The sequence below is a fragment of the Neorhizobium sp. AL 9.2.2 genome, from assembly GCF_013317225.1.
Lineage (GTDB): Bacteria > Pseudomonadota > Alphaproteobacteria > Rhizobiales > Rhizobiaceae > Neorhizobium > Neorhizobium soli.
The window spans coordinates 1,218,567-1,244,509 of the sequence record NZ_JAALXU010000001.1 but is presented as its reverse complement, the minus strand read 5'-3'; the positions used below and the strand labels follow the sequence as shown (position 1 = coordinate 1,244,509).

At 60.3% G+C, this 25,943-nt stretch carries 26 protein-coding genes and 1 tRNA gene; 17 read left to right on the top strand and 10 right to left on the bottom strand.

Annotation, left to right across the window (positions count from 1 at the left end; all coding sequences use genetic code 11):
- Nucleotides 1–17: 17 nt before the first annotated feature.
- A complete protein-coding gene (gene clpX / locus G6K99_RS06015; RefSeq protein ID WP_062453247.1) occupies nt 18–1,295 on the bottom strand; it encodes an ATP-dependent Clp protease ATP-binding subunit ClpX in 1,278 nt (425 codons plus the stop codon).
- A 298-nt stretch (nt 1,296–1,593) separates the two neighbouring features.
- Complete coding sequence (clpP, locus tag G6K99_RS06010; protein WP_062453248.1) at nt 1,594–2,226, bottom strand: ATP-dependent Clp endopeptidase proteolytic subunit ClpP; 633 nt, start codon at nt 2,224–2,226, stop codon at nt 1,594–1,596.
- A gap of 346 nt (nt 2,227–2,572) precedes the next feature.
- On the opposite strand from clpP, the gene G6K99_RS06005 reads away from it, so the two are divergent.
- The 3 genes from G6K99_RS06005 (at nt 2,573) to G6K99_RS05995 (ending at nt 6,970) form a co-directional block, all read left to right on the top strand.
- Entirely contained in the window at nt 2,573–3,832 is a 1,260-nt protein-coding gene (locus tag G6K99_RS06005) for a GGDEF domain-containing protein (protein ID WP_174195974.1), read from the top strand.
- Between the two features lie 92 nt (nt 3,833–3,924).
- Nucleotides 3,925–5,679 (top strand): gamma-glutamyltransferase, encoded by a 1,755-nt coding sequence (gene ggt, locus G6K99_RS06000; protein WP_174195973.1) that lies wholly within the window; start codon nt 3,925–3,927, stop codon nt 5,677–5,679.
- A gap of 40 nt (nt 5,680–5,719) precedes the next feature.
- Nucleotides 5,720–6,970 (top strand): cytochrome P450, encoded by a 1,251-nt coding sequence (locus G6K99_RS05995; protein ID WP_174195972.1) that lies wholly within the window; start codon nt 5,720–5,722, stop codon nt 6,968–6,970.
- Between the two features lie 27 nt (nt 6,971–6,997).
- Here G6K99_RS05995 and G6K99_RS05990 read toward each other — a convergent pair whose 3' ends face one another.
- The 3 genes from G6K99_RS05990 to G6K99_RS05980 all read right to left on the bottom strand — a co-directional run bounded on the left by G6K99_RS05990 (nt 6,998) and on the right by G6K99_RS05980 (nt 9,216).
- Nucleotides 6,998–7,342, bottom strand: coding sequence for a cupin domain-containing protein (locus G6K99_RS05990; RefSeq protein ID WP_174195971.1), 345 nt, complete (start codon nt 7,340–7,342; stop codon nt 6,998–7,000).
- A 7-nt stretch (nt 7,343–7,349) separates the two neighbouring features.
- The gene (locus G6K99_RS05985; protein WP_174195970.1) at nt 7,350–8,651 is read right to left on the bottom strand and encodes an O-acetylhomoserine aminocarboxypropyltransferase; all 1,302 of its coding nucleotides are present in this window, start codon (nt 8,649–8,651) and stop codon (nt 7,350–7,352) included.
- 127 nt (nt 8,652–8,778) lie between these two features.
- A complete protein-coding gene (locus G6K99_RS05980; protein ID WP_174195969.1) occupies nt 8,779–9,216 on the bottom strand; it encodes a CoA-binding protein in 438 nt (145 codons plus the stop codon).
- Nucleotides 9,217–9,622: 406 nt separating this feature from the next.
- Between G6K99_RS05980 and rplM the strand changes: the two genes are divergently transcribed.
- The 4 genes from rplM (at nt 9,623) to argC (ending at nt 12,659) form a co-directional block, all read left to right on the top strand.
- On the top strand, nt 9,623–10,087 hold the full coding sequence (gene rplM, locus G6K99_RS05975) for a 50S ribosomal protein L13 (RefSeq protein WP_062453255.1): 465 nt from the start codon (nt 9,623–9,625) through the stop codon (nt 10,085–10,087).
- A gap of 2 nt (nt 10,088–10,089) precedes the next feature.
- The gene (gene rpsI / locus G6K99_RS05970; protein ID WP_062453256.1) at nt 10,090–10,554 is read left to right on the top strand and encodes a 30S ribosomal protein S9; all 465 of its coding nucleotides are present in this window, start codon (nt 10,090–10,092) and stop codon (nt 10,552–10,554) included.
- Nucleotides 10,555–10,683: 129 nt separating this feature from the next.
- A complete protein-coding gene (speB, locus tag G6K99_RS05965; protein WP_062579974.1) occupies nt 10,684–11,652 on the top strand; it encodes an agmatinase in 969 nt (322 codons plus the stop codon).
- A gap of 74 nt (nt 11,653–11,726) precedes the next feature.
- Nucleotides 11,727–12,659: an N-acetyl-gamma-glutamyl-phosphate reductase gene (gene argC, locus G6K99_RS05960; RefSeq protein WP_174195968.1), complete on the top strand. Its 933-nt coding sequence runs from the start codon at nt 11,727–11,729 to the stop codon at nt 12,657–12,659.
- Nucleotides 12,660–12,695: 36 nt separating this feature from the next.
- On the opposite strand, the gene G6K99_RS05955 is transcribed toward argC, so the two are convergent.
- Nucleotides 12,696–13,799, bottom strand: coding sequence for a COX15/CtaA family protein (locus G6K99_RS05955; protein WP_174195967.1), 1,104 nt, complete (start codon nt 13,797–13,799; stop codon nt 12,696–12,698).
- A 160-nt stretch (nt 13,800–13,959) separates the two neighbouring features.
- Between G6K99_RS05955 and G6K99_RS05950 the strand changes: the two genes are divergently transcribed.
- Both G6K99_RS05950 and G6K99_RS05945 read left to right on the top strand, forming a co-directional pair.
- On the top strand, nt 13,960–14,172 hold the full coding sequence (locus tag G6K99_RS05950; RefSeq protein WP_062453259.1) for a DUF2842 domain-containing protein: 213 nt from the start codon (nt 13,960–13,962) through the stop codon (nt 14,170–14,172).
- A 124-nt stretch (nt 14,173–14,296) separates the two neighbouring features.
- The gene (locus tag G6K99_RS05945) at nt 14,297–15,523 is read left to right on the top strand and encodes a GNAT family N-acetyltransferase (protein ID WP_174195966.1); all 1,227 of its coding nucleotides are present in this window, start codon (nt 14,297–14,299) and stop codon (nt 15,521–15,523) included.
- 36 nt (nt 15,524–15,559) lie between these two features.
- On the opposite strand, the gene G6K99_RS05940 is transcribed toward G6K99_RS05945, so the two are convergent.
- Entirely contained in the window at nt 15,560–17,887 is a 2,328-nt protein-coding gene (locus G6K99_RS05940) for an exopolysaccharide transport family protein (protein ID WP_174195965.1), read from the bottom strand.
- Nucleotides 17,888–18,183: 296 nt separating this feature from the next.
- Here G6K99_RS05940 and G6K99_RS05935 point away from each other — a divergent pair, with 296 nt between their 5' ends.
- The 8 genes from G6K99_RS05935 to G6K99_RS05900 all read left to right on the top strand — a co-directional run bounded on the left by G6K99_RS05935 (nt 18,184) and on the right by G6K99_RS05900 (nt 24,084).
- On the top strand, nt 18,184–18,705 hold the full coding sequence (locus tag G6K99_RS05935; protein ID WP_113111264.1) for a polysaccharide biosynthesis/export family protein: 522 nt from the start codon (nt 18,184–18,186) through the stop codon (nt 18,703–18,705).
- A gap of 7 nt (nt 18,706–18,712) precedes the next feature.
- Nucleotides 18,713–19,876 (top strand): glycosyltransferase family 4 protein, encoded by a 1,164-nt coding sequence (locus G6K99_RS05930; RefSeq protein ID WP_092661951.1) that lies wholly within the window; start codon nt 18,713–18,715, stop codon nt 19,874–19,876.
- Between the two features lie 78 nt (nt 19,877–19,954).
- Complete coding sequence (locus tag G6K99_RS05925) at nt 19,955–21,493, top strand: undecaprenyl-phosphate glucose phosphotransferase (RefSeq protein ID WP_062453263.1); 1,539 nt, start codon at nt 19,955–19,957, stop codon at nt 21,491–21,493.
- The gene (locus G6K99_RS05920) at nt 21,490–22,743 is read left to right on the top strand and encodes an O-antigen ligase (RefSeq protein ID WP_244631362.1); all 1,254 of its coding nucleotides are present in this window, start codon (nt 21,490–21,492) and stop codon (nt 22,741–22,743) included. Before G6K99_RS05925 ends, G6K99_RS05920 begins: the two co-directional genes overlap by 4 nt.
- Nucleotides 22,744–22,800: 57 nt before the next feature.
- Nucleotides 22,801–23,094 carry a DNA-binding protein gene (locus G6K99_RS05915; RefSeq protein WP_174195963.1) on the top strand — a complete coding sequence of 98 codons (294 nt, stop codon included), beginning with the start codon at nt 22,801–22,803 and terminating at the stop codon, nt 23,092–23,094.
- Nucleotides 23,095–23,170: 76 nt separating this feature from the next.
- Nucleotides 23,171–23,320 carry a hypothetical protein gene (locus G6K99_RS05910; protein ID WP_092661949.1) on the top strand — a complete coding sequence of 50 codons (150 nt, stop codon included), beginning with the start codon at nt 23,171–23,173 and terminating at the stop codon, nt 23,318–23,320.
- A 104-nt stretch (nt 23,321–23,424) separates the two neighbouring features.
- Nucleotides 23,425–23,610: a hypothetical protein gene (locus tag G6K99_RS05905; protein WP_062453266.1), complete on the top strand. Its 186-nt coding sequence runs from the start codon at nt 23,425–23,427 to the stop codon at nt 23,608–23,610.
- A gap of 138 nt (nt 23,611–23,748) precedes the next feature.
- The gene (locus G6K99_RS05900; RefSeq protein ID WP_062579960.1) at nt 23,749–24,084 is read left to right on the top strand and encodes a hypothetical protein; all 336 of its coding nucleotides are present in this window, start codon (nt 23,749–23,751) and stop codon (nt 24,082–24,084) included.
- A 458-nt stretch (nt 24,085–24,542) separates the two neighbouring features.
- On the opposite strand, the gene G6K99_RS05895 is transcribed toward G6K99_RS05900, so the two are convergent.
- The 3 genes from G6K99_RS05895 to G6K99_RS05885 all read right to left on the bottom strand — a co-directional run bounded on the left by G6K99_RS05895 (nt 24,543) and on the right by G6K99_RS05885 (nt 25,907).
- Nucleotides 24,543–24,619 (bottom strand) — tRNA-Pro (locus tag G6K99_RS05895).
- A gap of 183 nt (nt 24,620–24,802) precedes the next feature.
- Nucleotides 24,803–25,267 (bottom strand): BA14K family protein, encoded by a 465-nt coding sequence (locus tag G6K99_RS05890; protein WP_062579958.1) that lies wholly within the window; start codon nt 25,265–25,267, stop codon nt 24,803–24,805.
- A 106-nt stretch (nt 25,268–25,373) separates the two neighbouring features.
- On the bottom strand, nt 25,374–25,907 hold the full coding sequence (locus G6K99_RS05885; RefSeq protein ID WP_062453269.1) for a MerR family transcriptional regulator: 534 nt from the start codon (nt 25,905–25,907) through the stop codon (nt 25,374–25,376).
- Between the last annotated feature and the right edge of the window lie 36 nt (nt 25,908–25,943).

The following is a 25,943-nucleotide window of genomic DNA, read 5'->3' as shown; positions in this document are numbered from 1 at the left end:
GCTATGACCACTGAGGATCAGGCCGAAACGTTGGCCTTTTCTTCCTGCCTGTCGGCATAGATGTAGAGCGGCCGTGCATTGCCCCGCACCACATCGTCGGAAATGACCACTTCGCGAACGCCTTCCAGCGCCGGCAGCTCGAACATCGTGTCGAGCAGGATCTTTTCCATGATCGAGCGAAGACCACGAGCACCCGTCTTGCGGATGATGGCGCGCTTGGCGATCTCGCGCAGCGCGTCCTCGTGGAACGTCAGTTCGACGTCTTCCATCTCGAACAGGCGCTGGTACTGCTTGATCAGCGCGTTCTTCGGCTCCGACAGGATCTGGATCAGCGCATCCTCATCGAGATCCTCGAGCGTTGCCAGAACCGGCAGACGACCGATGAATTCCGGAATGAGACCGAACTTGACCAGATCTTCCGGTTCGAGTTCGCGCAGCACTTCGCCAACGCGACGATCGTCCGGAGACTGGACGGATGCACCGAAACCGATCGAGGTCTTCTCGCCACGGGCCGAGATGATCTTGTCGAGACCGGCGAACGCGCCGCCGCAGATGAACAGGATGTTCGTCGTGTCGACCTGCAGGAATTCCTGCTGCGGATGTTTGCGACCACCCTGCGGCGGAACCGATGCGACCGTGCCTTCCATGATCTTCAGAAGCGCCTGCTGGACGCCCTCGCCCGACACGTCGCGGGTGATCGAAGGGTTGTCCGACTTGCGGGAGATCTTGTCGACTTCGTCGATGTAGACGATGCCGCGCTGGGCGCGCTCGACATTGTAATCAGCCGACTGAAGCAGCTTCAGAATGATGTTTTCCACGTCTTCACCGACATAGCCGGCTTCCGTGAGTGTCGTCGCGTCGGCCATCGTGAAGGGGACGTCGATGATGCGCGCGAGCGTCTGGGCAAGATAGGTCTTGCCGCAACCCGTCGGACCGACGAGCATGATGTTCGACTTCGCAAGCTCGACATCGCCGCCCTTTGAGGCATGCGCGAGACGCTTGTAATGATTGTGGACTGCGACCGACAGAATACGCTTGGCCTGCTTCTGGCCGATGACGTACTCGTCGAGGACCTTGATGATGTCCTGCGGCGTAGGAACGCCTTCGCGGGACTTCACCATCGAAGACTTGTTCTCTTCGCGAATGATGTCCATGCACAATTCGACGCATTCATCGCAGATGAATACGGTCGGGCCGGCAATCAGCTTGCGGACCTCGTGCTGGCTCTTTCCGCAGAAGGAGCAATACAGGGTATTCTTGGAGTCGCCGCCGTTGCCGCCGCTGACTTTGCTCATATCACTTTCCTTCCAGCACTCCGCCTATCCGCCTGTCCAGACGGTCGCGGTCAACTTTGTCGCTGTCGACACGCGCGGACGCCATGCCGCGCCTGTCTTCGCTCAAGGGGTACTCTACCGGCCTTAAACTCGCTTTCGCAGGTCCAGAATGACCGGCTGCAACGAAACCCCTAAGACGCCAATGCTATGTCATAAACACTCAACACAGCCTTAATAGGTACTAATAGCGCGTTCCGTGCCACTTGAAACCCCCGAAATCACTCAAATCCGGGTGAGCAGCACGGATGCCACTATTGCCTCAAGACGCCGAAACGCCTTCCATTTCCTGACGCGTGGTCAGGATCTTGTCGACGACGCCCCAGTCCTGAGCTTCGTCGGCGGTCATGAAGTGGTCACGATCGAGGGTTTTTTCAACTTCCTCAAGCGTACGGCCGGTGTGCTTCACGTAAACGTCGTTCAGGCGGCGCTTCATCTTCAGAATGTCGCGGGCATGACGCTCGATGTCCGAGGCCTGACCGGTAAAGCCGCCGGAGGGCTGGTGAACCATGATACGCGAGTTCGGCATTGCAAAACGCATGCCCTTCTCGCCGGCGCACAGCAGCAGCGAGCCCATTGACGCGGCCTGACCGATGCAGAGCGTCGACACGGCCGGCTTGATGAACTGCATCGTGTCGTAGATCGACATGCCGGCGGTGACGACACCACCTGGCGAATTGATGTAGAGCGCGATTTCCTTCTTCGGATTTTCAGCCTCGAGGAAAAGCAGCTGGGCGCACACGAGCGACGCCATGTAATCTTCCACCGGACCGGTGACGAAGATGATGCGCTCCTTCAGGAGGCGCGAGTAGATATCGTAGGAGCGTTCACCGCGATTGGTCTGCTCAACGACCATCGGCACCAAGGCCATTGCGGTATCAACTGGATTTCTCATGTCCGTCCTTTGTCAAATGCATCGCCGAAGGCGGCGATGCGCTCCGGAATCATTGGAATGGGTTATCTCCTACATAGAGTGTCACCGCCGGGTACTTCAAGACGGAGAGCCCGATATCCTTAATCGGCTTGGGATGCGCGAGGCTGACCGATAATGCAACAACTCTCATATACCAGAGGCAAAAGAGAAGTATCGACGGCCATCCAAGCATTTTTGATCGAGCAGGGTAAAGCAGATATGAATAAATGACAGCATTCTAATCAAAATAACCGACGCAAAACAGCAACGCAGCCTTAAAGACTTGGCTGCATACTGAAGCGGCCGGGAATGAATGACGGAGCTGGACGTGGATATCTTGACGGGTCTGTTGATCTGGGCCGCTGAAGCGGTGACGCTCGCCGTCCTGCTCTTTTCACGCTGGTACTATGAGCGCGAACCACTTTATCTCAGCTGGGGCAGCGGCTTCGCTGTGCACGGGATTGGCGCAGCTCTGGTCGCAATGCGCGGCGACATCCCGGACTTCGTTTCGATCGAGATCGCCAATACCATGGTTCTTGCGGGTATCGGCCTGTGGGCTGCGGGCCTGATGCAGCTCGACCGCCGGCCCGTTGAACCCTATGTTGGCATTCCGGCCCTGATCTGGATTGCCGGGATGTTTCTAGACCCCGTCCGCGGCGACTTCGCCAGTCGCGCCATCCTTCACCATGTCGCGGCCATGGTCGGTCACGCCATGATCATCGGCATTCTGCTTTACCATCGCGGTCCGCCCAGCATCACCCGTCGCGTGTTTGCCAGCGTCATCGGGATACAGTTCTTCTCCTGCGCGCTGATTGTCCTGATGGTGTTCATCGGTAGACCGGATGCGCTTGTCGCTGCGTCGCATTCGCCGTGGCTCTATCTCCCGACGGCTTTCGTCTTTGTCGGCAGCATCGTCTGCGGGGCGCGACTCCTGACCGAGCGGTCCGAGCTGACCCTGAAAGAGCTGGCGCGGACCGACCCGCTGACCGGCGTGCTCAACCGCCGCGGTCTGCTGGAAGAGTTTCACCGGTCGAAGGGCGTTGATGCGGTGGATGGCAGCATGATTGCTTTCATCCAGTTCGATCTCGACGGGTTCAAGCAGATCAACGACGTCTACGGTCATCAGGCCGGCGATGACGTGCTCTCCGCCTTTGCACGGATTGGTGCGGCGGCTCAGCGCGGCCGCGGCTCGTTCGGACGCATGGGCGGCGAGGAATTCGCGTCTATCATCCGCGTTTCCGATATGGTCGAAGCAGCCAGTATCGCAGAGGCCATCCGCTCGACGCTCAGACGCCATCCAATCAGTGTCGGCGAACACAGGATAGCCGTGACGGTCAGCGCCGGCATCTCGCTGTGCTCCACGAAGGACGCTGATATCGACGTGTTGCTAACCGCTGCCGACAAGGCTCTTTACGTGTCGAAGACCAGCGGCCGCGACCGCACCGCCGTTCATACGGATCAGGAAATCATGATCGTACCGTCGACGGATTTTGCGTCCCCAACACCGTTTGCCGCAGAATTTTTCGAAGACATCAGCGTGTCCCAACAGGTGGCGTCGCTGAAACGCATCGTCGTCCTCAGCCAATAGTGCCGTTGCCCACGACCGCCTAAAGTCTTGCAATGGCGCGACAATGCTCCACACTCTCTCCGAGCAAACTCAAGAATGCGGAGAGACATGCCATGCTGAAGCAAATTTCCGGAACTGTTCTCGCCGGTTTCCTGACGATCTCGGTTGCCTCGGCGCAGCAGGCATCGGACACGACCGCGCCGGAAAAGGCATCGGCAGTCACGTCGGCCAAGCGGGTGGAGACGAAGCGCTACATGGTCGCCGCCGCCAATCCGCTCGCCGCGGAAGCGGGTCGTGCAGTGATCGAGGAAGGCGGCAGTGCCGCCGATGCACTGGTTGCCGTGCAGACCGTGCTCGGGCTCGTGGAACCGCAGAGTTCCGGCCTCGGCGGCGGCTCCTTCCTAGTCTATTACGACGCAGCCTCGAAGAAACTGACAACGTTAGACGGCCGCGAGACGGCGCCGATGGAAGCGACGCCAAAGCTCTTTCTCGACGATCAGGGTCAGCCGTTGAAGTTCATGGCAGCCGTGGTCGGCGGTCGGTCGGTCGGCACGCCGGGCACGGTGCGGCTGCTGGAGACGGTCCACCGTAAATACGGCAAGGCGAACTGGGCGGGATTGTTTACTGCCGCCGAGCGCCTCGCCACTGACGGCTTTGAGGTATCACCCCGGCTCGGCACTCTGCTTGCGGCCGAGGGTGACAAGCTGAAGACCGATGACGCTACGATCCGCTATTTCTTCGACGATGGCGGCGCACCGCTGAAAATCGGCACTCTCCTCAAGAACCCGGCCTATGCCGAAACGCTGCGGACGATCGCTGCCGGTGGCGCTGATGCCTTCTATTCCGGCCCGATTGCGCAGGCGATCGTCAAGGCCGTGCGCGAGGCAAAGGGCAATCCCGGCGTTCTCTCGCTGTCCGATTTCGCCAATTACAGGATCAAGGAGCGGGAACCGGTCTGCCTTGCCTATCGCGCTCTCGATATATGCGGCATGGGCCCACCCTCCTCCGGTGGCGTTGCCGTCGGCCAGATGCTGGGCATGCTCGAAAACTTCGATCTGAAGGGGCTCGGGCCGGACAATGTTGAAAGCTGGAGGCTGATCGGCGATGCGCAGCGCCTGGCGTTTGCGGACCGCGAAAGATATCTGGCCGATCCAGATTTCGTGCCGGCACCGATCAAGGGTCTCCTCAAAAAGGAATATCTCGGCGAACGGGCAAGACTGCTCGACACGGACAAGGCCCTTGCCAAGGATGCCGTGAAGTCGGGTGAGCCGACCTGGGATCACGCGCTTCTGTTCGGCCGCGGCGAGGCGATCGAACTGCCCTCGACCAGCCATATCTCGATCGTCGACAAGGATGGCAACGTCGCCAGCATGACGACGACGATCGAGAACGGGTTCGGTTCGCGTCTGATGGTCAACGGGTTTCTGCTCAACAACGAACTCACCGACTTTTCCTTCAAGACGCATGATGGCAGCCTGCCGGTCGCCAACCGCGTCGAGCCGGGCAAACGCCCCCGCTCCTCGATGGCGCCGACGATCGTGATGAAGGACGGCAAGCCGCTGATGGCCATCGGGTCGCCCGGCGGCAGCCAGATCATCGGATATGTGGCGCAGGCGCTGGTCGCCTATATAGACTGGGGCATGCCGGTGGAGCAGATCGTCGCCCAGCCGCATCTGATCAACCGTTTCGGGACATACGATATCGAAGCCGGAACGCGGGCCGAGACGCTGATGGAGCCGCTGAAGTCACTCGGCTACGAGGTGAAGGCCGGTGAAATGACGTCTGGCCTGCAGGCAATCGAGATCACCGACCGAGGACTTGCGGGAAGTGCCGATCCGCGGCGCGAGGGTATCGCGACAGGCGAATGACGGGCTTTCGTGGGCCCGCGGATTGAGTTACCCATTCCGCATGACCGCGATCCCCGATTTCCTCCGCATCGATCCAGAAACCCGCCGCGTCTCGCTGGATGGCCGCAACCCGGCCTTCTACAGCGATCCGAACCGCGTCTACGAGCTTTTGCATAAAAACTGTCCGACGTTCTTCTGGGAGGAGCAGCGGCAGTGGTTCTTCACAGGTTATGACCATGTGAACCTTCTCCTGCGCGACCGCCGATTCGGCCGGCAGATCCTGCATGTCGCCAGCCGCGAGGAGCTTGGCCTCCCCGAGCCGGAAGCGCATCTTGCGAATTTCGACCTCGCCGAGCGGCACTCGCTGCTGGAGATCGAACCGCCGGAACATACGCGGCTGCGGACAATGGTAAACCGCGCTTTCGTCTCCCGCCATATCGAGAAGCTGAGGCCGGAGATTACCGAGCTTGCGGAGCGTCTCATCGATGCGTTCGACGGGCAAGGCCGGGTGGAACTGCTCTCGGCTTTCGCCGACATCATTCCCGTGACGATGATTGCGAGAATGATCGGCATTCCGGACGAGATGGGTCCGCAGTTGCTGAAATGGAGCCATGCCTATGTCGGCATGTACATGTTCAAGCGCTCGCGGGAAGACGAACATGCGGCGGACAAGGCCGCCGGGGAGTTCGCAGCCTATGTGAAAACGCTGATCGCCGAGCGCCGGCGTGAACCGCGCGAAGACCTGCTGACCCACATGATCCATACGGAGCACAAGGGCCAGTATCTGACCGATGACGAACTCGTCTCGACCACGATCGTGCTGCTCAACGCTGGCCACGAGGCGACCGTGCACCAGATCGGCAATTCGGTTCGCGTGATCCTCGAAAGCGGTCTAGCGCCGGTCGAGCTCTTCCACGACGAGGCCGCGACGGAGCGGACGGTGGAAGAGACGCTGCGGCTGTGCGCGCCCGTCCATATCTTCCAGCGCTGGGCGCTCGAAGACGCGGAAATCGACGGCGTTTCCCTGAAGCGTGGCGACAAGGTGAGCCTGATCCTCGCCGCCGCCAATCTCGACAGCAAGAAATTTTCAGATCCGCTGACGTTCAAGCCGGATCGTCAGGAAGGCCAGAACCTGTCCTTCGGCGCCGGCATCCACTTCTGCATCGGCGCACCACTGGCGCGGCTGGAACTGAATACCGTTCTGCCCATCCTGTTTCGCCGCCTGCCCGGCCTCAAACTGGCCGGGATGCCGACGGTGAAGGATGTCTACCATTTCCACGGGCTGGAGCGGCTCGATCTCACCTGGGGGTAGGAGCAGCCGCAGGACCCGCCGTCAGGCTTACAGCCTGATGACGTAATCCTTGCGGGTCGTCTCCACCACTTCCCAGGTGGCAACCAGACCTGGCCGCAGAACCATGCTGTCGCCGGCCTTCAGATGCAGCGGTTCTGCGCCTTCTTCGGTGATGATCGAGTAGCCGAACTGGATGTGGAAATATTCCCACTCGTCATAGACGATCTTCCACTTACCCGGCGTCGCTTCCCAGACGCCTGCATAGATGCCGCCGTCGGCCTCCTCGAAATTCCAGGTGAGGAATTTCGGATCGCCGAAGATGACGCGGTCGGGAGCGGGTGCGCCCTCCTCCGGTTCAATTGCGGTCAGATCGAATGTCAGCCAGTTCTTCATGAGTGTCTCAAGTCCTTGCTAATGCTTGGTCGAGGTCGGAGAGCAGGTCTGCCACATCCTCGATGCCAACAGACAGGCGAACCACGTCAGGTCCGGCACCGGCGGCGATCTGCTGCTCTTCGGTAAGTTGCCGGTGGGTGGTCGATGCCGGGTGGATGACCAGCGAGCGGGTATCGCCGATATTGGCGAGATGCGAGAAGAGCTTAAGGCTCTCCACGAAGATCTTGCCGGCCTCATAGCCGTTCTTCAGGCCAAAGGTGAAGACAGCGCCTGCGCCATTCGGCGAATAGCGCTGCTGCAGAGCATTGTTCGGGTCGTCAGGCAGGCCGGCATAGTTCACCCATCCAACCTTCGGATGGCGGCTCAGCCATTCAGCAACGGCAAGCGCGTTGTCGCAGTGCCGCTGCATCCTCAGTGAAAGTGTCTCGATCCCCGTCTGGATCTGGAACGCGTTGAAGGGCGAGATGGCCGGCCCGAGATCGCGAAGGCCAAGCACGCGGGCGGCGATCGCAAAGGCGATGTTGCCGAAGGTTTCGTGCAGCACCATGCCTGAATATTCTGGCCGCGGCTCTGATAGTACCGGGTAGTTGCCGGAGCGCGACCAGTCGAACGTGCCGCCGTCGACGATGATTCCGCCCATGGAATTGCCGTGGCCGCCGAGAAATTTGGTGAGCGAGTGTACGACGATATCGGCGCCGTGTTCGAGCGGCCGGACGAGATAGGGGCTCGCCATCGTGTTGTCGACGATCAGCGGGATTCCGAAACGCTGGGCCACCTCCGAAATCGCCGCGATATCGACGAAGGTGCCGCCGGGGTTTGCGAGGCTTTCGACGAAGATCGCCTTAGTGCGATCGTCGATCTCGTTTTCAAAACTTTCCGGATCGGCGCTATCGGCCCAGCGCACCTGCCAGCCGAAATTCTGAAACGCGTTGCCGAACTGATTGATCGAACCGCCATAGAGTTTGCGCGCCGCGACAAAGTTGTCACCGGGCTGCATGATCGTGTGGAAGACCAACAACTGCGCTGCATGGCCGGACGCGACGGCAAGGGCTGCCGTGCCGCCTTCCAGCGCCGCCACCTTTTCCTCCAGCGCGGCCTGCGTCGGGTTCATGATGCGGGTATAGATGTTTCCGAATTCCTTCAGCCCGAACAATGCGGCTGCATGTTCGGTATCCTTGAAGACGAAGGACGTCGTCTGATAGATCGGCACCGCCCGGGCGCCGGTCGTCGGATCGGGCTCGGCGCCGGCATGAACAGCGAGCGTTGAAAATCCGGGATTGCCGGAACTGCGCGAATTCGGGTTGGCCATGCCGGTCTCCTCTAGGGTCGTTTCATCACAGCAGAGCCTGCGGGCCGACGGCGATCAAGAAATATCGTTGCGGCATTCGCAGCGTCTGCCAAAAGAGTCCGCGAATTACCTGCCCCGCTCCCTTACCCTATCCGAGAAGACGGGCAAGCCTTGGGTACTCGATCGCCGGGCAGCGATCCATGATTACCTGGATACCGGCAGCCTCCGCCTTGACTGCGGCCTGATCGTCGCGGACGCCAAGCTGCGCCCATATGACCTTGGGCGGCTGATCGAGCGCCAGTGCTTCGTCCACCACACTATCCAGATATTCCGAGGCGCGGAACACATCGACCATATCGACGGGTTCGGGCACATCCGCGAGGCTCGCATAGACCTCCTGACCTAGGATCTGCTTGCCGGCCTGGCCGGGATTGACCGGAAACACCCGGTAGCCGCGCTGCAACAGAAATCCCATGACGCGGTTGCTGGGCCGGTCGGGATTGGGCGATGCGCCGACCAGCGCAATCGTCTTCGTGCTTTTCAAGACGCCAGCGATGACGTCGTCGTCATACCGATCGTGAGCCATGGTTCTAATCTCCTCATGCAGTCACCTGGACATAGGAAAGCAATGGAAATCTTCCAACTCGGTTCCAGAATCACATTTCCCCACCAGCCAGGCGTTCGGCCTGCTGCGGCTCAAACCAAGGTATCCCTTCTCAAGAAGTCATGTAAGAGACGAAACACCGGCCGATTATTTGTGAGGTATTATTTTACCTCACAAATAAGTCATTCTAAACGCTGAGCTATTTTTCCGACCGCTCCGGGCCGGCTGCTTGACGCTTTTTAGGCTCCGTCGTATAAGCCGCCCAGATCGCGGACCTTTCGAAGGCCCGCTTTCTTTTTTGTCGGCAAAGCCAGACAAATCAAGCAACAAAAAACGCCCTTACGGCCGGTCCTCCGGTGGTCTTGGGTTCAGATGAAAGAGAAAAACAATGTCAACCTTCGTTCAGAAGCCTGCAGAGGTGGAGAAGAAGTGGATCATCATCGATGCCGAAGGCCTCGTTGTCGGTCGCCTCGCCACCCTCGTTGCCAATCGCCTTCGCGGCAAGCACAAGGTCACCTACACACCTCACGTCGACGACGGTGACAATGTCATCATCATCAACGCTGAAAAGGTTGTCCTGACCGGCAAGAAATACACAGACAAGAAGTACTACTGGCACACCGGTTACCCGGGTGGCATCAAGGAGCGTACTGCACGCGCCATCATCGAAGGCCGCTTTCCTGAGCGCGTCGTCGAAAAGGCGATTGAGCGTATGATCCCGCGCGGCCCGCTCGGCCGTCGCCAGTTGAAGAACCTGCGTGTATACGCCGGCTCCAACCATCCCCATGAAGCACAGCAGCCGGTCGCTCTCGACGTGGCATCGCTGAACAGCAAGAACGTAAGGAGCGCCTGATCATGGCCGATCTTTCCTCTTTGAAGGACCTCGCTCCGGCTGAAAGCCAGGCACCGGTTCACGTCCGCAAGGTCGATGCACAGGGCCGTTCCTATGCAACCGGCAAGCGCAAGAACGCGATTGCCCGCGTTTGGGTCAAGCCGGGCTCCGGCAAGATCATTATCAACGGTCGCGACTTCTCGGCGTACTTCGCCCGTCCGGTTCTGCAGATGATCCTTCAGCAGCCGCTGGTTGCCGCTGCCCGCACAGGTCAGTTCGACATCATTGCCACCGTCACCGGTGGTGGTCTTTCCGGTCAGGCCGGTGCCGTTCGTCACGGCGTCTCCAAGGCCCTCACCTACTTCGAACCAGGCCTGCGCCCGGTTCTGAAGAAGGGTGGCTTCCTGACCCGCGACAGCCGCGTCGTCGAGCGTAAGAAGTACGGTAAGGCGAAGGCCCGCCGGTCCTTCCAGTTCTCGAAGCGCTAATCGCTTCAAGACTTTGCATTTCGAAAGGCGGGGCTTCGGCTCCGCCTTTTTCGTTTCGGGCTTTCTTCGGTCCGAGTCTTGTCTTCCAGACACTCCCAATGCACTTTCTCTGCGATCCGGGAGAATGCAATGGCTTCAAAATCCATCGACAACGCCTTTACCGCCAAGTCCCTGCGCGATGCTGCCACCGACCCGACCTATGCGGGCGCGCTGTCCTTCATGCGGCGGCGCTATACCAAGGATCTGATCGGCGCCGATGCGGTCGTCCTCGGTATTCCCTTCGACGCTGCGGTCTCCAACCGGCCGGGTGCGCGGTTCGGGCCACAGGCCATCCGCCGGGCTTCGGCGATCTTCGACAACGACCCGCAATATCCGTTCTCGCGCGATCTCTTCGAAGCCATGTCGGTCATCGACTATGGTGACGTCATGCTCGACTACGGTCATCACTGGAAGACGCCGCGGCTGATCGAGGCGGAGGCGACGAAGATCATCGAGTCGGGCGCGTTTCTGCTGTCGCTCGGCGGCGATCATTTCGTTACCTGGCCGCTCTTGAGGGCGCATGCAGCCCGCCACGGTCCGCTTGCCCTCGTGCATTTCGATGCCCATCAGGACACATGGAGCGACGATGCGGACGAGACCGGCGACATAGAACGGATCGACCACGGCTCGTTCGTGGCGCGCGCCGTGCGACAGGGCGTGATCGAGCCGCAGCATTCGATCCAGATCGGCATCCGCACCCATGCGCCTGGGGATTTCGGCATCAGGATCATGCCGGGCCATGAGGTGGAGGACCTGAGCGCCCAGGCCATCGCCGATGCGATCCTTGCCCATGTCGGCGACCGCCCGTGCTATCTCACCTTCGACATCGACTGCCTGGACCCCGCCTACGCGCCCGGTACAGGAACGCCCGTTGCCGGTGGTCCGTCGAGTGCGAAAATCCTGTCGGTGCTGCGCAAACTCGGCGCCCTCGAGATCTGCGGCGCCGACGTGGTGGAGGTGGCACCGGCCTATGACCATGCCGATATCACCGCCATTGCCGGGGCAACGGTTGCGATGTATATGCTTGGCCTGCGCGCGGAGCGACTTTCCGCCCGTTGACAAATTGAATCAAGCAGCTGGCAAACTGATTCCGGCTCTCACCCCAAGGCACTGACATTTCAGGGATAATGACCATGACGGCAAAGATCTTCATCGACGGCGAACACGGCACGACAGGGCTGCAGATCCGCACCCGCATGGCCGACCGCCGCGACGTCGAGCTCCTGTCGATCCCGGAAGCCGAGCGGCGCAATGCAGCGATGCGCGAGGACCTGCTCAACAGCGCCGACATCGCGATCCTGTGCCTGCCGGACGAGGCTTCGAAAGAAGCCGTGACAATGCTTGCCGGCAACAACAACGTGCGGGTAATCGACACCTCGACCGCCTACCGGGTCGATCCGAACTGGGCCTATGGTTTCGCCGAACTGGACAAGGCGCAGGCCGACAAGATCAAGGCTGCCCGCAACGTCGCCAATCCCGGCTGCTATCCGACCGGTGCTATCGCGCTGCTGCGTCCGCTGCGCGCTGCCGGTCTCCTGCCCGACGGCTACCCGGTCTCGGTCAATGCAGTGTCCGGCTATACCGGCGGCGGCAAGCAGCTGATCGGCCAGATGGAAGATGCGTCACGCGAGGACGCGATCTCCGCCAACAACTTTCTCTACGGCCTGACGCTGAAGCACAAGCACGTGCCGGAGATGAAGGAACACGGCCTTCTCGATCGCGCACCGCTGTTTTCACCGTCCGTCGGACGCTTTGCGCAAGGGATGATCGTGCAGGTGCCGCTGTTCCTCGAAGACCTCAAGGATGGTGCCACGATCGAGAGCATTCATAGCGCTCTCGGCGCCCACTATGCGGGTCAGGATATTGTTACCGTCGTGCCGCTCAACGAGAGTGCGAAGCTTGCCCGCGTCGATGCCGAGGAACTGGTGAATACCGACCGGATGAAGCTCTTCGTGTTCGGCGCGGCAGGCAGCCCGCATGTCAATCTCGTGGCGCTGCTCGACAATCTCGGCAAGGGCGCTTCCGGTGCCGCGGTCCAGAACATGGACCTGATGCTGTCGGCCTAAAGCATTCCGAATTTTGAAATCAGAGCCGCGGTGAACTCAGTTCGCCGCGGCTTTTCTGTCTTCAAGCGGATATTCGCCGACATAGCCGCGCAGATGGGTGATGGCATAGCCAAGCACGACAAGCGCGCCACCCTGATGCGCGAGCGCCAGATCCAGCGGCACCTGGTAAACCAGCGTCAGAATGCCGATCACGGCCTGCAGAGAGATGAGCAGGAACAGAATGACGGCGCGGCCCGTATGGACGGATCCGGGCGTCTTCGACAATGAGACGACCATATGGACCAGTGCTGCTGCCAGAAGCACATAGGCGCCGCAGCGGTGGACGAACTGCACGGTCTTCGGGTTTTCGAACAGATTGATCCACCAGGGATCGCGCAGGAAGAGGTCGGCCGGAATCAAGGCGCCATCCATCATCGGCCAGGTGTTGTAGCTGAGCCCGGCATCGAGGCCTGCGACGAGTGCGCCGAGATAGATCTGGAATAGCGCCAGAAACGCGAGGCCACCGGCGGCGATATAGGAGTGACGCGTGGGCGCTGCCCCCTGCTTCTGGGGCGTGAGGCCGCGCATGATCCAGACGCAGGCGGAGAAGATCAGACAGGCGATGACCAGATGCGTCGCAAGCCGGTACTGCGAGACGCTGACAAGCTTGGTGAGGCCCGACGACACCATCCACCAGCCGATGAACCCCTGAAACCCGCCGAGTGCCAGCGTGCCGACCAGCGGCCAGCGCAGGCGTTTCTCGATGCGACCGGTCACCCAGAAGAAGATGAGCGGCACGGCGAAGACGAGACCGATCGAGCGCGCCAGGAAACGGTGCGCCCATTCCCACCAGAAGATCGTCTTGAACTCGTCGACCGTCATGCCGGCGTTGACCAGTTGGTATTGCGGGATGCGCTGATAGAGCTCGAACTCCTCCTGCCATTCGGCAGCATTGAGTGGCGGAATGACGCCGTGGATCGGTTTCCATTCGGTGATCGACAGACCCGAATCGGTCAGACGGGTCGCGCCGCCGACCAGGACGAGGCAGAACAGCACGAAGACGACGAAGCCGAGCCAGATACGCACCGATCTGCGGTCGCGCTCGCGGCGTTTTGCTGCGGGATGGATGACATCGATGATGAGGCTATCAGTCGCCGACATGCGGAAACTCCTGTCGCTCGAAGAAAGATCAGCCTCGCAAGAGCTCGAGAGCGCCATGCGCGCGGTGATCTTTCCGCTTCTTGCCGTTGATTTGCCCCAAGGACACGTGCAAAACAAGCCCCGATGCTTTGCGGCATCGCGTCGCGGGAGGAGAAACGCGTTGGTCCCACGCCTGAGAAGTTTCATCGGCACGATCATGATCATCGTGCTCGTCATCGTCTACGCGCTGGCTGCAACCACGGTCGCGACGCTGTTGCTCGCGACATCGCCGTGGTGGGTGCATTTCCTCTACTTCCTGTTGTCGGGGCTTTTGTGGATCCTGCCGGCCATGCTGATCATCAAGTGGATGGCGGGCGCACGGCCGAAAGTCTAGGTTATGCCTGGGTTCACCCCGCATTAACCAGCCGTGATAGTATTGGCGGCGGGCGGCACAGCAGTAAACCGATTGTTGGTGCACCCTGCCTATTCTTCCCGCTTGAAAGACAGCGGAGCGCGTCATGCAAACCTCGAGACTGATTGAAGAGCTTGCGCCGGCAGGGACATCGGGATCGCCTTCCCGTGAGACTGTCCCGTTGCGTTTCGCGCAGATCGAAATGGCAGTCACGACGGACATGGCGGATCTGAAGTCCGACTGGCACCGTCTGCAGGCGATCAAGCTCAATTCGCTGCATCAGGGTTTCGACTGGTGCGAAGCCTGGGCGAAATCCCAAGGTCGCACGCTTGCAGTCGTCGTCGGTCGCATCGACGGTCGCGCCGTGTTTATCCTGCCGCTCGATATCGTGCTTGAAAAAAGCATCCGCGTCGCCCGCCTCCCCGGCAACCATTACAACAATCTCAATACCGGCCTGTTCGATCCGGCACTCGAGGTGGCTTCCGCTGCCGAGCTGAAGCCGTTCCTGCACATGCTGCGCACGGCGCTTTCTCCTTACGCCGATCTCATGGTGCTCGATTGCGTGCCGCTCTCCTGGCGCGGCAGTCGGCATCCGCTGAGTGCGCTTGCGACGACCGAGAACCAGAACCATTCGTTTCAGCTGCCGCTTTTTCCGAATTTCGAGACGACGCTGGCACAGCTCAACGCCAAGACTCGCCGCAAGAAATTCCGCTCGCAGAGCCGCAAGATCGAAGCTGCCGGCGGCTATGACCATGTGATCGCGCTGGACGCGGACGAAAAGCACGCGCTGCTCGACACGTTCTTTCGACAGAAGGCGGCGCGGCTGAAGATGTTTGGCCTGCCCGATGTCTTTCACGCATCTGAGATCCGTGACTTCTTCCATCGCCTGATGGACGCGCCGACTGATGGGACAGACACGTCGCTCACCCTTCACGCGATCCGCATGCGGGGTGAGCACGAGGGACATGTCGTGGCTATCGCCGGCGTGTCGCGCAAGGGCGACCATGTGATCTGCCAGTTCAGCTCCATCGACGACAGCATCTGCCCCGAGGCAAGCCCCGGCGAGTTGCTGTTCTGGCTGATGATCGAGAAAAGCTGCCGCGAAGGCGCGGCACTGTTCGATTTCGGCGTGGGCGACCAGCCCTACAAGCGCAGCTGGTGCAGCCAGGAAACCGTGCTGCACGATATTCTGATCGCCATCACCCCGAAGGGGTCCGTCCTCAAACCGCTGATGGTTCTGGCAACAAGGGCGAAGGCTGCGGTGAAGCACAACCCGCGCCTTTACACTCTTTTGCAGAAACTGCGGGCCGCCAAAACGAACAAGGCGGCCTGAAAGCCGCCTTGTAGATCGTGGTTCATGCGGTGTGGCTCACGCCACCTGTCGTCCAGCCTTGCGCGACGAACTGCGGTCATTGGCGTCAGACATTACCAGCAGGTTGCGAATTCCCTCGCCTTGGAAGTCCTGGACGATCTTTGCGACATCCTCTTCCTTGAACTCAGGCACGGAGAGAATGACCTCCGCCTTTTCGTTGCGGGTCAGTCGCGACAACATCGGCGCTTCCGCCGGGCCGCATTCGATCAGAACCAGATCATAGGCGTCTGCGAGTGCGTCGACGACCATCGGCAGCCGGTCTGCGCCCCGCATGGCGCGAACCGGATCGGCAGAACCGAACGGGATGATATGCGCATCCGAGAGACGGTCCGGATGGATGGCTTCCCCGAACGCAACCTCGCCGCACAGCAGATCGGTGATGCCGGCAAGCTTGACGTCCTGCGCCATCAGCCGTGTCGGGCAAGCCGAGCCGGTCATGTCGATCAGGGCGACGGTGCGACCGCGCTCCGAAATTTCACGGGCCAACATCACGGTCGCCGTCGAGCCTGCATCGCCACCGGGCGACACGACCAGGCCGATCGGCACCGCACGGCGCTGGAGGTAGCGGGCAACGGACGCGATCGTGAAGGATTCCTCCTCCCCGTCGTTCGCCGGCGTCGTGACGGCAATTTCTTCGGCCGGTGGCTCGGCAGCGACCGAAGCCTCCTGCTTCTGGTCAACTTCCGCGCCCTTCGCGGCAGCGGCATCCTTGCGGGAGGCAGCCAGCATTTCCTTTGCCGCCGCGAACAGCCTGTGTTCGCGCTTTGGCCGATCTGTAACAGTTTCTGCCGCAACCGGAGCTGCGGCGGGTGTTGTTGCAACCAAAGCGCCGGCAGGGGTCGGTTCGGGCTCGGCCGGGGCCGGTTCGACCGCAGGCGTTGCGACCTCGTGTGGTGTCAGCAGGAAATCGTCCTCGCGACGGCGATTGAGAGGGCGGAGCGCCCGTCCGCTGAACAGTTCGGCGATGATGACGACCAGGCAGCTGACGATCAGTGTCGCAAGCGTCGCCACGATGACGATCGGAATGACCTTCGGAAAGAAGGGTTCCGACGGTTCGACCGCGCTCGACACGATCCGGGCATCCGCAGGGCTTGAATTGGCGTCGCGGCGCGACGTCGCCTCGCGGTAGCGCACGAGATAGGTTTCGAGCAGCTGGCGCTGGGCGGACGCTTCGCGTTCCAGCGCCCGCAGTCCGACTTCCTCTTCACCGGCCTTGGCCGAATCAGCCTTCAAGCCATTCATCTGCTGCGTCAGCTGACGCTCGCGGAGCCGTGCAATCTCTCTCTCGTTGTCGAGGCTTGCCAGGATCTTCTGGGTTTCACGCTCGATCTGCTGATTGATGCCGCTGAGCTGCGCGCGAAGTCCCCGAAGCCGCGGATGGTTGTCGAGCAGGGATGTCGAGAGATCATTGATCTGCGCCTGCAAATTGGTCTGGGTTTCCTTCAGGCGCTGGATGACCTGCGATCCCGCGACGTCCGCCAGCGTGTCCGAAGCGCGGCCGGCTCTCAAACCAGCGCGGACGTTTTCCGAACGGGCCTCGGCATTGGCGAGATCGGCGCGAACGCGGGCAAGTTCGGTCGATATATCGTTCAACTGCTTGCTGGAAAAACTGTTGGCTTCGCTGGTCTGGAAAAGGCCGTTCGAGGAGCGGTAGTCCGCCACCTTCTTTTCGGCATCGTTGACGCGGGTCGTCAGGTTGGCGATTTCCGGCTCCAACCAGCGGGCGGTTTCGGCATGGGTGTCCACCTTCGAGCCACTCTGGATCTCAAGATAGGCTTCGGCCATCCGGTTCGGCACATCAGCCGCGAGCTTCGGATCATGCGAGGCAAATTCGACGGCGATGACGCGCGAGCCCTCGACCGGATAGACCGACAGCTTTTCGCGGAACTTCTGGATGACCCGGTCTTCCGGATCGATCGCCATCGGATCCTGCTTCAGGCCGACCATCACCAGAAGGTCCGGCAGTGCCGACTGTCCAGCCGGGTCGAATTCCGGGCGATCGGAAAGCTTCAGATCGCGCGCAACCCGCTTGATGAGATCGGTCGATTGCAGCAGCTGGGCCTGGCTGGTGATGTTGAGCGTGTCGAGAACCGGATCGTTGGAACTGCCTGCCCCTTCCCCGCCGGAGAGGTTCGGCGATCGCGATTCGATCAGCAGCCTGGTTTCGGCCTTGTAGCTGGGTTTAATCAGCGAGGCGCCGACCAGCGCCAGCGCGCCCGCCGCGATCGTCACGGCGAGGATCTTCGCCTTGCGTTCCCAGACGGCCGCGATGACCTGCCTGAGGTCGATATCCACATCCTGATGGCCGCCGTTTACGCCAGACATTGCCCGCTCCAAACTGGTCTATTTGGGCGGACAGTAAATTATCATGGTAACGCTACAGTTAATGAGCCGCGGCTTCGAAGAAAAACCGGACTCTGATCTTGCAGGCATTATTTCCGATGGTCGTCGTGCCTCTCTTTACCGGGCATTAACCCTAATGGATCGATAACAGGCTCGAAATCGTCGAACCACCACCCCGAGCCTGGGACGCGAACATGCTATTCGCCCAAGACAAGAAAAATCCGACGCGCAACCAGCGCGCCAAAACCGTTCTGGCTCTTGCGGCGGCAGCCGTTGGGATGACGCTGTCGGGCTGCGCCTCATACAAGCCGGCTCCCAAAAGCTTTCAGGAAGCGACGATCCAGCCTTACCGGCTGGACAGCGGCGATCGGCTACGTGTCAGCGTCTTCGAACAGCCGAGCCTTTCCAACACCTATACCGTCGATCAGGCCGGCTATATCGCCTTCCCGCTGATCGGTCAGATCACGGCCCGGGGCCAGACCATGCCGACGCTCGAGGGTGCAATCGCCGCCAAGCTCAAGCAGGGCTATCTGCGCGATCCCGACGTGACGATCGAAATGGATCGTTACCGCCCGGTTTTCGTCATGGGCGAAGTCGGACGACCCGGCCAGTATTCCTACGTTCCCGGCATGACGGCACAGAATGCCATCGCAATCGCCGGAGGCTTTACCTCCCGCGGAAACCAGCGCGACGTTGACGTCACACGCAAGATCAACGGCGAGGTCATGACGGGCCGTACGACGATTTCCTCACAGGTCCTCGCTGGCGACACGGTTTACGTCCGCGAGCGGCTGTTCTGACATCATCATGTCGGCTGAGGCCCCTCCCTTGCGCATCCTCCATTGTTTCAGGTCGCCCGTCGGCGGGATCTTCCGCCATGTGCGCGATCTGGTGGAAGAACACCGGGCTGCCGGCCACGAGGTCGGCATCCTCTGCGACAGCTCGACCGGTGGCGAGCACGAGGACAGGTTGTTCGACACGATCCGGCCGCAGCTTTCGCTTGGCCTGACACGAATTCCGATGCGCCGTTCGATCGCTCCTTCCGATCTTGCGGCACTCTACAGAAGCTACAAGCATATCAAGAGCTTGCGGCCGGACATATTGCACGGACACGGCGCCAAGGGCGGCGTTCTGGCGCGATTGATCGGCTCAGCCTTGCGGGTTAACAGGTATTGCGTGGCCCGCCTCTATTCGCCGCACGGCGGCAGTCTGCATTTCGACCGGTCCAGTCTTTCGGGCAAGGTCGTGCTGCAGCTCGAACGGTTCCAGGAACGCTTCGGCGATGCCCTGGTCTTTGTCTGCGATTACGAGCGCCGCACCTACGAGGAAAAGGTCGGAAAACCGCTCAAGACCGCGCGTGTGATCTATAACGGAATTGGCGAGGCCGAGTTCGAGCCGGTACCGGCGGTCATTTCCGCGGTCGACTTTCTCTATATCGGCATGCTGCGCGACCTGAAGGGACCGGATGTCTTCATCGACGCCTTTGCCCGAACGGAACGCGCGGTCGGGCGGCCTCTCTCGGCGCTGATGGTCGGCGACGGTCCGGACCGTGAGCGCTACGAAGCCATGATTTCCGAACGTGGCCTTGGCCGCCGGCTGACGATGATGCCGGCCATGCCCGCCCGCAAGGCGTTTGCCCTCACAAATTTCGTCGTCGTTCCGTCGCGGGCGGAAGCGATGCCCTATATCGTGCTGGAAGCGCTCGCCGCCGGGAAGCCTGTCATCGCATCGCGTGTCGGCGGCATTCCCGAAGTGCTGGGAGTGAAAAGTGCGGCCCTTGCCGTCCCCGGCGACGCCACAAGCCTTTCCGACGTGATGACGCAGGCACTGCAGACACCGGAGTGGCATGACCGCGTCATGCCGAAGCCGTCCGATTTTAAGGCAGTGTTTTCCGCCTCCGTTATGGCGGACGACATGCTTCACTTGTACCAGGATCTACTCGGCCAAATCCCGGACCGCAGGTACAGCTAAAGGCTTCTTTAGCTTCTTTTTGCTACTGGACTGAGACTACTTCTGCGCCTTCGCGGCAGCTGAGTCGAGGATCCTGGCATGAGCCCGCTGAACAAGCCCGATGAATTCGACGTCGAAAGCCTTCGCCGCAAGGTCTCCGAGATGCGTGCGAGCGAGGAGAAGGAAGCGGGCGCGGTCCTCAATCCCTTCGCACGCCAGATCGCCCAGCAGTTCCGCGAAACCAGCTATTCGCCATCCCTGCTGGTCGGACTGATCCGGCTTACCGAATTTGCCGCGATCCTGATTGTCGGCCTCATCGTCGACCTGATCTACGGCGCGACCGAGATGTCGCTTTCCCGCCTGGTCATCATCACCTTCGGTTCTGCCATCACGCTTCTGCTTCTGCAGATTGCCGACACCTATCAGATCCCCTCCCTGAGGTCCGCCAACAGGACCTTGAAGCGGGTCCTCATCACATGGGCCTTCGGTTTTGTCCTGACCAATCTCGCGCTCAGCTTTGCCGCGGGCGGTTGGGTGCCCGTGACCGGTCTCATCGTCTGGTTCTCCGTCAGCTGCGTCGTCCTTGCCGCCGAGCGGCAGGCGATCGCGCTTGGCATCCGCCACTGGGCGCGCAACGGCGTGATGGAACGCCGCGCCGTAATTGTCGGCGGCGGCGAACCTGCCAAGCAACTGGTGCGCGCTTTGGAACGCCAGTCGGATAACGACATCCGCATCTGCGGCATCTTCGACGACCGCAACAGCGACCGCTCGCCGACCGTCGTTGCCGGCTACCCGAAGCTCGGTACCTTTGCCGAGCTTGTGGAATTCTCGCGCCTTGCCCGTATCGACATGCTCATCATCGCGCTTCCTGCCAGCGCCGAGCAGCGTATCCTGCAGCTTCTGCGCAAACTCTGGGTTCTGCCGGTCGATATCCGGCTCGCGGCGCATGCGAACCGCCTGCGCTTCCGCCCACGGGCCTATAGTCACGTCGGCACCGTTCCGATGTTCGATATTTTCGACAAGCCGATCCGCGACTGGGATTCGGTCGCAAAGCGCATCTTCGATATCGTCTTTGCCGTGTTCGCGATCGCCTGCCTCTGGCCCGTCATGCTGGCTGCCGGCATTGCCGTGAAGCTCAGCTCGAAAGGGCCGATGCTGTTTCGCCAAAAGCGCCACGGCTTCAACAATGAGATCATCAACGTTCTCAAATTCCGCTCGATGTACACGAGCATGAGCGACCAGACCGCGATCAGGGCCGTGACCAAGGGCGATCCGCGGGTCACGCCCGTCGGCCGGTTTCTGCGCAAGTCCTCGATCGACGAGCTACCGCAGCTGTTCAACGTGCTGAAAGGAGAGCTGTCTCTCGTTGGTCCCCGTCCGCATGCGGTCAGTGCCCAGACTGGCGAACGCAGATATGTGGACGTCGTCGAAGGCTACTTCGCCCGCCACCGCGTGAAACCCGGCGTGACTGGCTGGGCGCAGATCAACGGACTGCGCGGCGAGTTGGACAGCGACGAAAAGATCCGTGCCCGCACCGCCCACGATCTCGACTATATCGAGAACTGGTCGATCCTGTTCGATCTCAAGATCCTGTTCCTGACGCCGATCCGGCTTCTCAACACGGACAATGCATATTGACGACGCTGGCCGCACATGAGACCCGGCCGTTCAACGTCCAGCTGGCCGTCGTCGCCCTCGTGGCAAACGGCATGCTGGCCTTTGGCGTCTTTCTGTCCGGCTTCGTCATGTCGGAGCCTGCCCCTTACGAACTGATGATGGTGGCCCAGATCGGCCTCTGGTTCCTGTTTGGGCTCAGGATCTCGCGGACGGTCGCGATGCTCATGGCGATGCTGCTGATCTTCAACATCAGCGGCCTGTTTTCCATCTTCGTAATGAAGGATTCGTCCGGCGCCGGTATGTATTATGCGGTCTCGATCTTTCTCGCGCTCACCGCCGTGTTCTTTGCAGCGGTCATAGAGAACGACCATCGGCGGCTGAAGATCATCTTTCATGCCTGGGTGGCGGCCGCCATCATCACGGCCACTCTCGGCATCCTCGGCTATTTCGACGCGTTTCCCGGGGCCCATGTCTTTACCCGCTATAACCGCGCCATGGGCGCCTTTCAGGACCCCAACGTGTTCGGCCCCTATCTGGTCGGCCCGCTCCTCTATCTCCTTTACCGCATGCTGACCGGCCCGGTCATCCGTACCCCCCTTCTCATCCTCGGCATGCTGGTGCTGGCGATCGGCATCTTCCTGTCGTTTTCACGCGCGGCCTGGGGCCTCCTGCTGTTCGGCGCCATCGCACTGATCGTCCTGATGCTCCTCAAGGAGCGCACGACGGCATTCCGCCTGAAGATCCTGGTCATCTCGATTTGTGCCGGCGTGGCTCTCGTGCTCGCCCTTGCGATCGCTTTGCAGATCCCGCAGATCGCCGATCTGTTTTCCAATCGTGCGAAACTGGTGCAGGATTACGACGGCGCGCGGCTTGGTCGCTTCGAGCGGCATAAGATCGGCTTCCTGATGGCGATGGAGCGACCGCTCGGTATGGGACCGATGGCGCTTGGAAAAATCTTCGGCGAAGACGAGCACAATATCTGGCTGAAGACACTCACGACCTATGGCTGGGTGGGTGCGGTGACGTATCAGATCATGATCTGGTCCAGCCTGTGGATGGGTTTCCGCTATATGCTGCGCGAGAGGCCGTGGCAGCCTTTTCTGATGATTGCATGGGTCCTGATCCTGGGACATGCGATGATCGGAAACGTCATCGACACGGACCACTGGCGGCACTTCTATCTCTCGCTCGGCATTCTCTGGGCCTGCGTCGCTCTGGAAAACCGCTATCAGCGCAACACCACTGCCGCGACGCCGCCGTTACAGGCCTGAGTTGTTGCCTCAAGCGCAAGTCCTTGACATTGGGTCGCCTTGCGCCAGATTTCTCGTATGTTGACCGCATCACAAATTCGCGCAGCGCGCGCACTCACCGGCATCTCGAAAGACGCGCTTTGCGCCGCTTCGGGCCTGTCCGCCGTCGAATTCGACAACGCGGAGGCCCATGACGCCCTGCCCGACCCAACCATCAGTGAGAGACTGAGGGCATTCTTCGAGACAAGGGGCGTTATATTCCTGGCAGCCGGCGACGGCGGATCCGGAATGGGACCGGGTGTGAGACTGAAGCAAGACGGTCAGGAAGAGGGCATGCGTCCCGAAGATCTCAACGCCGCAAACGACGATTGAAAAAAATCTGAAACTCGCTGGAACATATTGAGCTCATAGGCGTTTCTCGGCCAGAATTGCATAGTCGGGGAAATTTATGACGCGTTCCAATAATCTGTACTTCATCATCGGCGCTCTCGTTGTTCTGGTCGTCGGTCTGGGGTTCTATGTCTACCGCGAAGAAACCAAGCCAAAGGGCGTAGAATTCAGCATCGGCCAGGATGGCGTCAAGGTCGAGGAAAAGTAGTTTCTCCGCGCAAACCGAGCTTAAGAAGTTTCTCTATTTAACGTCGTTTTTATATGCACTAGATATTGGAGGATACCATCCTCCAATATCTGCGAGGGGGCACAATGTCGCATATTACACCCGTCGATCTTCAGCAGTCCGGAATGAAGAAGGTGTGGAGCGTAACTGACTTCGCCCGCCGTTACCGTCTCGACAAGGACGAGGAAAACCGTCTTCTGCAGCTCCTGGGGTCGTTTGCTTCCGAGCAGGAGCTTCTAATGAATGCGAGCCGGACAGCGCGTTTTCGCTAACGCGAACTACTATCACGTCTGCTACGCCTATACTTGCTGATTGATCGCAGGCGGAACTTTACCACTCACAAATCAGTTACATCCCCGTGAATATCTTGCGCCGCAGGCCCTGCCACGGCTCCATACACGGAGGATACAATGATCAATGTTTTCGCAAAGGCAGGCCTGGCCTTGGCCTTGTCCGTCTGCACCCTTGGTGCGGCCACTGCCCCGGCATCGGCCCAGGACGTACAGCTGCGCATCGGACCTGACGGCGTGCGCCCGGTGATCCGCGACAGGGATCGCGATTACGACAGACGCGATCGCCGCATGGGCTGCAGCCCTGGCGAAGCACGCGCCGCCGCTCGCGACGAAGGCTTCCGTCAGACGGAGATCGTCCGCGCCACTCGCCGCAGCATCACCGTCCAGGGCATGACCCGTCGGGGCCCCGACCGGATCACCTTCGCCAATCGCCCTGGTTGCCCGGAAATCTGAGACTCACCGAAAAGGCCCCGCGAGTGCGGGGCCTTTTTTTGCCTAGAGCTATATCTCGACAACAGCCGCCAAAATGAAAAAGGGTCAGCTCGTGTCTCGGAGCTGACCCTTTTAGATCGAAATGCGCTGGCCGTTACCGCCAGAGATCCAGAACTTTAGAATACGAATGCGTAGAGCAGCACGATTACAAGGATCGGAACGCCCATCGCCCAAAGTACAACACCCTTCAACATCACATTCTCCTTTGTTTTCCTATCTGACAACGCGTCGGGAACACTGACGTTCCAGCCAAATGCAAATTGTAGTCAGATAAGTCGAACGCGGTTCGGGATGATCCATCATTCGTTCACAGGTTCTGGTGAGTGACGTCGCAACAGGTTGGCGTGACGAGAGACGAGTTCACCCATGGCGAGCTCATGTCAAAGCGGCTCTGGGGGAGCCTGTCGCCGAAGGAAGAATGGTCGGAATGGCCGGATTCGAACCGACGACCCCTTGACCCCCAGTCAAGTGCGCTACCGGGCTGCGCTACATTCCGCCACATCGCTTCGAGCCGGCGGACCGGCGTCGCGTGAAGCATGCATTCCATACTGACATGATCTTCACCGCGCAAGGAAAAAATCGGCTTTCAGTGGATCCTTGATCGAAGGTCTTGCTTCAACGAGAAAGCCGGCCCCATTGTCTGGGGCCGGCCTGTCAGGACGCCTTGGCGACTACCCTATCAGTAGGGCGAGTAGCACAGCTGGCGCGGGCCGTTATAGGGCTGGAACGTATTGTCGTAAGCCCTGTAGGACCGGTAGCGGTTGGCGCACCAGTTGACGTGCGCGCTATTGGCGTTCACGTAACGACGTGGCTGCACGTAACGCGGCTCGGCGTAGCGCGGCTGGGATGCAATGGCACCGCCAATCAGAGCGCCGGCAGCAAGACCGCCGATGATCGCACCCGAATTGTGGCCACGGTAGTGTCGACCGCGATAATAGTCGCCGCGGCGGTAGTCGCGATGGTGACGATAGTAGCGACGACCTTCCCAACGATCACGATGCCGCCACTGAACCTGCTGGACCTGATCAACGCTCTGCGGCGCTTCGATGGTCTTCGGTGCGTTGACGACAGGGAAGGCGTGTGCCGGTACCATGCTCGTCAGTGCCGTCATGGCCGAGACGACAATGATTGCGAGTTTTTTCACGTTTGCATCTCCTCTTGTGTTTCCTCGTAGGTAAATGTTGTACCTTCGCGTTTGAACCAGAGGTGAACGGTAAATTTACAGTGAGTTCATGTAAGCAGGTATCGGATCAACGAACCTGGTCCAGCAGGCGCTTGCATTCCAGAAGGTCAAACAGTGCCTCCTGCAGCAAGGCACGGTCTTCCTTGCCGACACTCGATTTTCCAACCGAGACTTCCAACTGGTCCTCCCCGGCACCGCCGAAACCGAAGAACCGGCCGCTCGGCTTTACCTTCGGGCGCCCGACGACCTGATCTTCTTCCTGGGTGGAAATTTTCGGCTCGGCATTCTTCTCGCTGTTGGCCGCCATGATGGCTTCCATCGTGGCGATATCACCCGATGCGATTGCTGAGACGAACTTGTTGCCATTCGTCTTCAGGAGCTTCTGAACGCCCTTGATCGTGTATCCGTGGTCGTAGAGAAGGTGACGTATCCCCTTCAACAGATCCACGTCCTCCGGGCGGTAGTAGCGACGGCCGCCTCCCCGCTTCATCGGCTTGATTTGCGGAAACCGCGTTTCCCAGAAGCGCAGCACGTGTTGCGGCAGGTCGAGATCGTCAGCGACTTCGCTGATGGTGCGGAATGCGTCCGGGCTCTTGTCCAAGTGTCAATCTCCAGGGATCGAACGGCCGTGCGGCGC

Bases quoted from the DNA above. Each gene is read 5' to 3' on its own strand.
- argC (WP_174195968.1), top strand. From the start codon at position 11,727: ATGACGGCAAAGATCTTCATCGACGGCGAACACGGCACGACAGGGCTG.
- clpX (WP_062453247.1), bottom strand. From the start codon at position 1,295: ATGAGCAAAGTCAGCGGCGGCAACGGCGGCGACTCCAAGAATACCCTG.
- ggt (WP_174195973.1), top strand. From the start codon at position 3,925: ATGCTGAAGCAAATTTCCGGAACTGTTCTCGCCGGTTTCCTGACGATC.
- G6K99_RS05935 (WP_113111264.1), top strand. From the start codon at position 18,184: ATGACGCTGTCGGGCTGCGCCTCATACAAGCCGGCTCCCAAAAGCTTT.
- G6K99_RS05945 (WP_174195966.1), top strand. From the start codon at position 14,297: ATGCAAACCTCGAGACTGATTGAAGAGCTTGCGCCGGCAGGGACATCG.
- G6K99_RS05930 (WP_092661951.1), top strand. From the start codon at position 18,713: ATGTCGGCTGAGGCCCCTCCCTTGCGCATCCTCCATTGTTTCAGGTCG.
- G6K99_RS05910 (WP_092661949.1), top strand. From the start codon at position 23,171: ATGACGCGTTCCAATAATCTGTACTTCATCATCGGCGCTCTCGTTGTT.
- G6K99_RS05940 (WP_174195965.1), bottom strand. From the start codon at position 17,887: ATGTCTGGCGTAAACGGCGGCCATCAGGATGTGGATATCGACCTCAGG.
- rplM (WP_062453255.1), top strand. From the start codon at position 9,623: ATGTCAACCTTCGTTCAGAAGCCTGCAGAGGTGGAGAAGAAGTGGATC.
- clpP (WP_062453248.1), bottom strand. From the start codon at position 2,226: ATGAGAAATCCAGTTGATACCGCAATGGCCTTGGTGCCGATGGTCGTT.
- G6K99_RS05985 (WP_174195970.1), bottom strand. From the start codon at position 8,651: ATGGCCAACCCGAATTCGCGCAGTTCCGGCAATCCCGGATTTTCAACG.
- rpsI (WP_062453256.1), top strand. From the start codon at position 10,090: ATGGCCGATCTTTCCTCTTTGAAGGACCTCGCTCCGGCTGAAAGCCAG.
- G6K99_RS05915 (WP_174195963.1), top strand. From the start codon at position 22,801: ATGTTGACCGCATCACAAATTCGCGCAGCGCGCGCACTCACCGGCATC.
- G6K99_RS05955 (WP_174195967.1), bottom strand. From the start codon at position 13,799: ATGTCGGCGACTGATAGCCTCATCATCGATGTCATCCATCCCGCAGCA.
- G6K99_RS05980 (WP_174195969.1), bottom strand. From the start codon at position 9,216: ATGGCTCACGATCGGTATGACGACGACGTCATCGCTGGCGTCTTGAAA.
- G6K99_RS05995 (WP_174195972.1), top strand. From the start codon at position 5,720: ATGACCGCGATCCCCGATTTCCTCCGCATCGATCCAGAAACCCGCCGC.
- speB (WP_062579974.1), top strand. From the start codon at position 10,684: ATGGCTTCAAAATCCATCGACAACGCCTTTACCGCCAAGTCCCTGCGC.
- G6K99_RS05905 (WP_062453266.1), top strand. From the start codon at position 23,425: ATGTCGCATATTACACCCGTCGATCTTCAGCAGTCCGGAATGAAGAAG.
- G6K99_RS05900 (WP_062579960.1), top strand. From the start codon at position 23,749: ATGATCAATGTTTTCGCAAAGGCAGGCCTGGCCTTGGCCTTGTCCGTC.
- G6K99_RS05925 (WP_062453263.1), top strand. From the start codon at position 19,955: ATGAGCCCGCTGAACAAGCCCGATGAATTCGACGTCGAAAGCCTTCGC.
- G6K99_RS05990 (WP_174195971.1), bottom strand. From the start codon at position 7,342: ATGAAGAACTGGCTGACATTCGATCTGACCGCAATTGAACCGGAGGAG.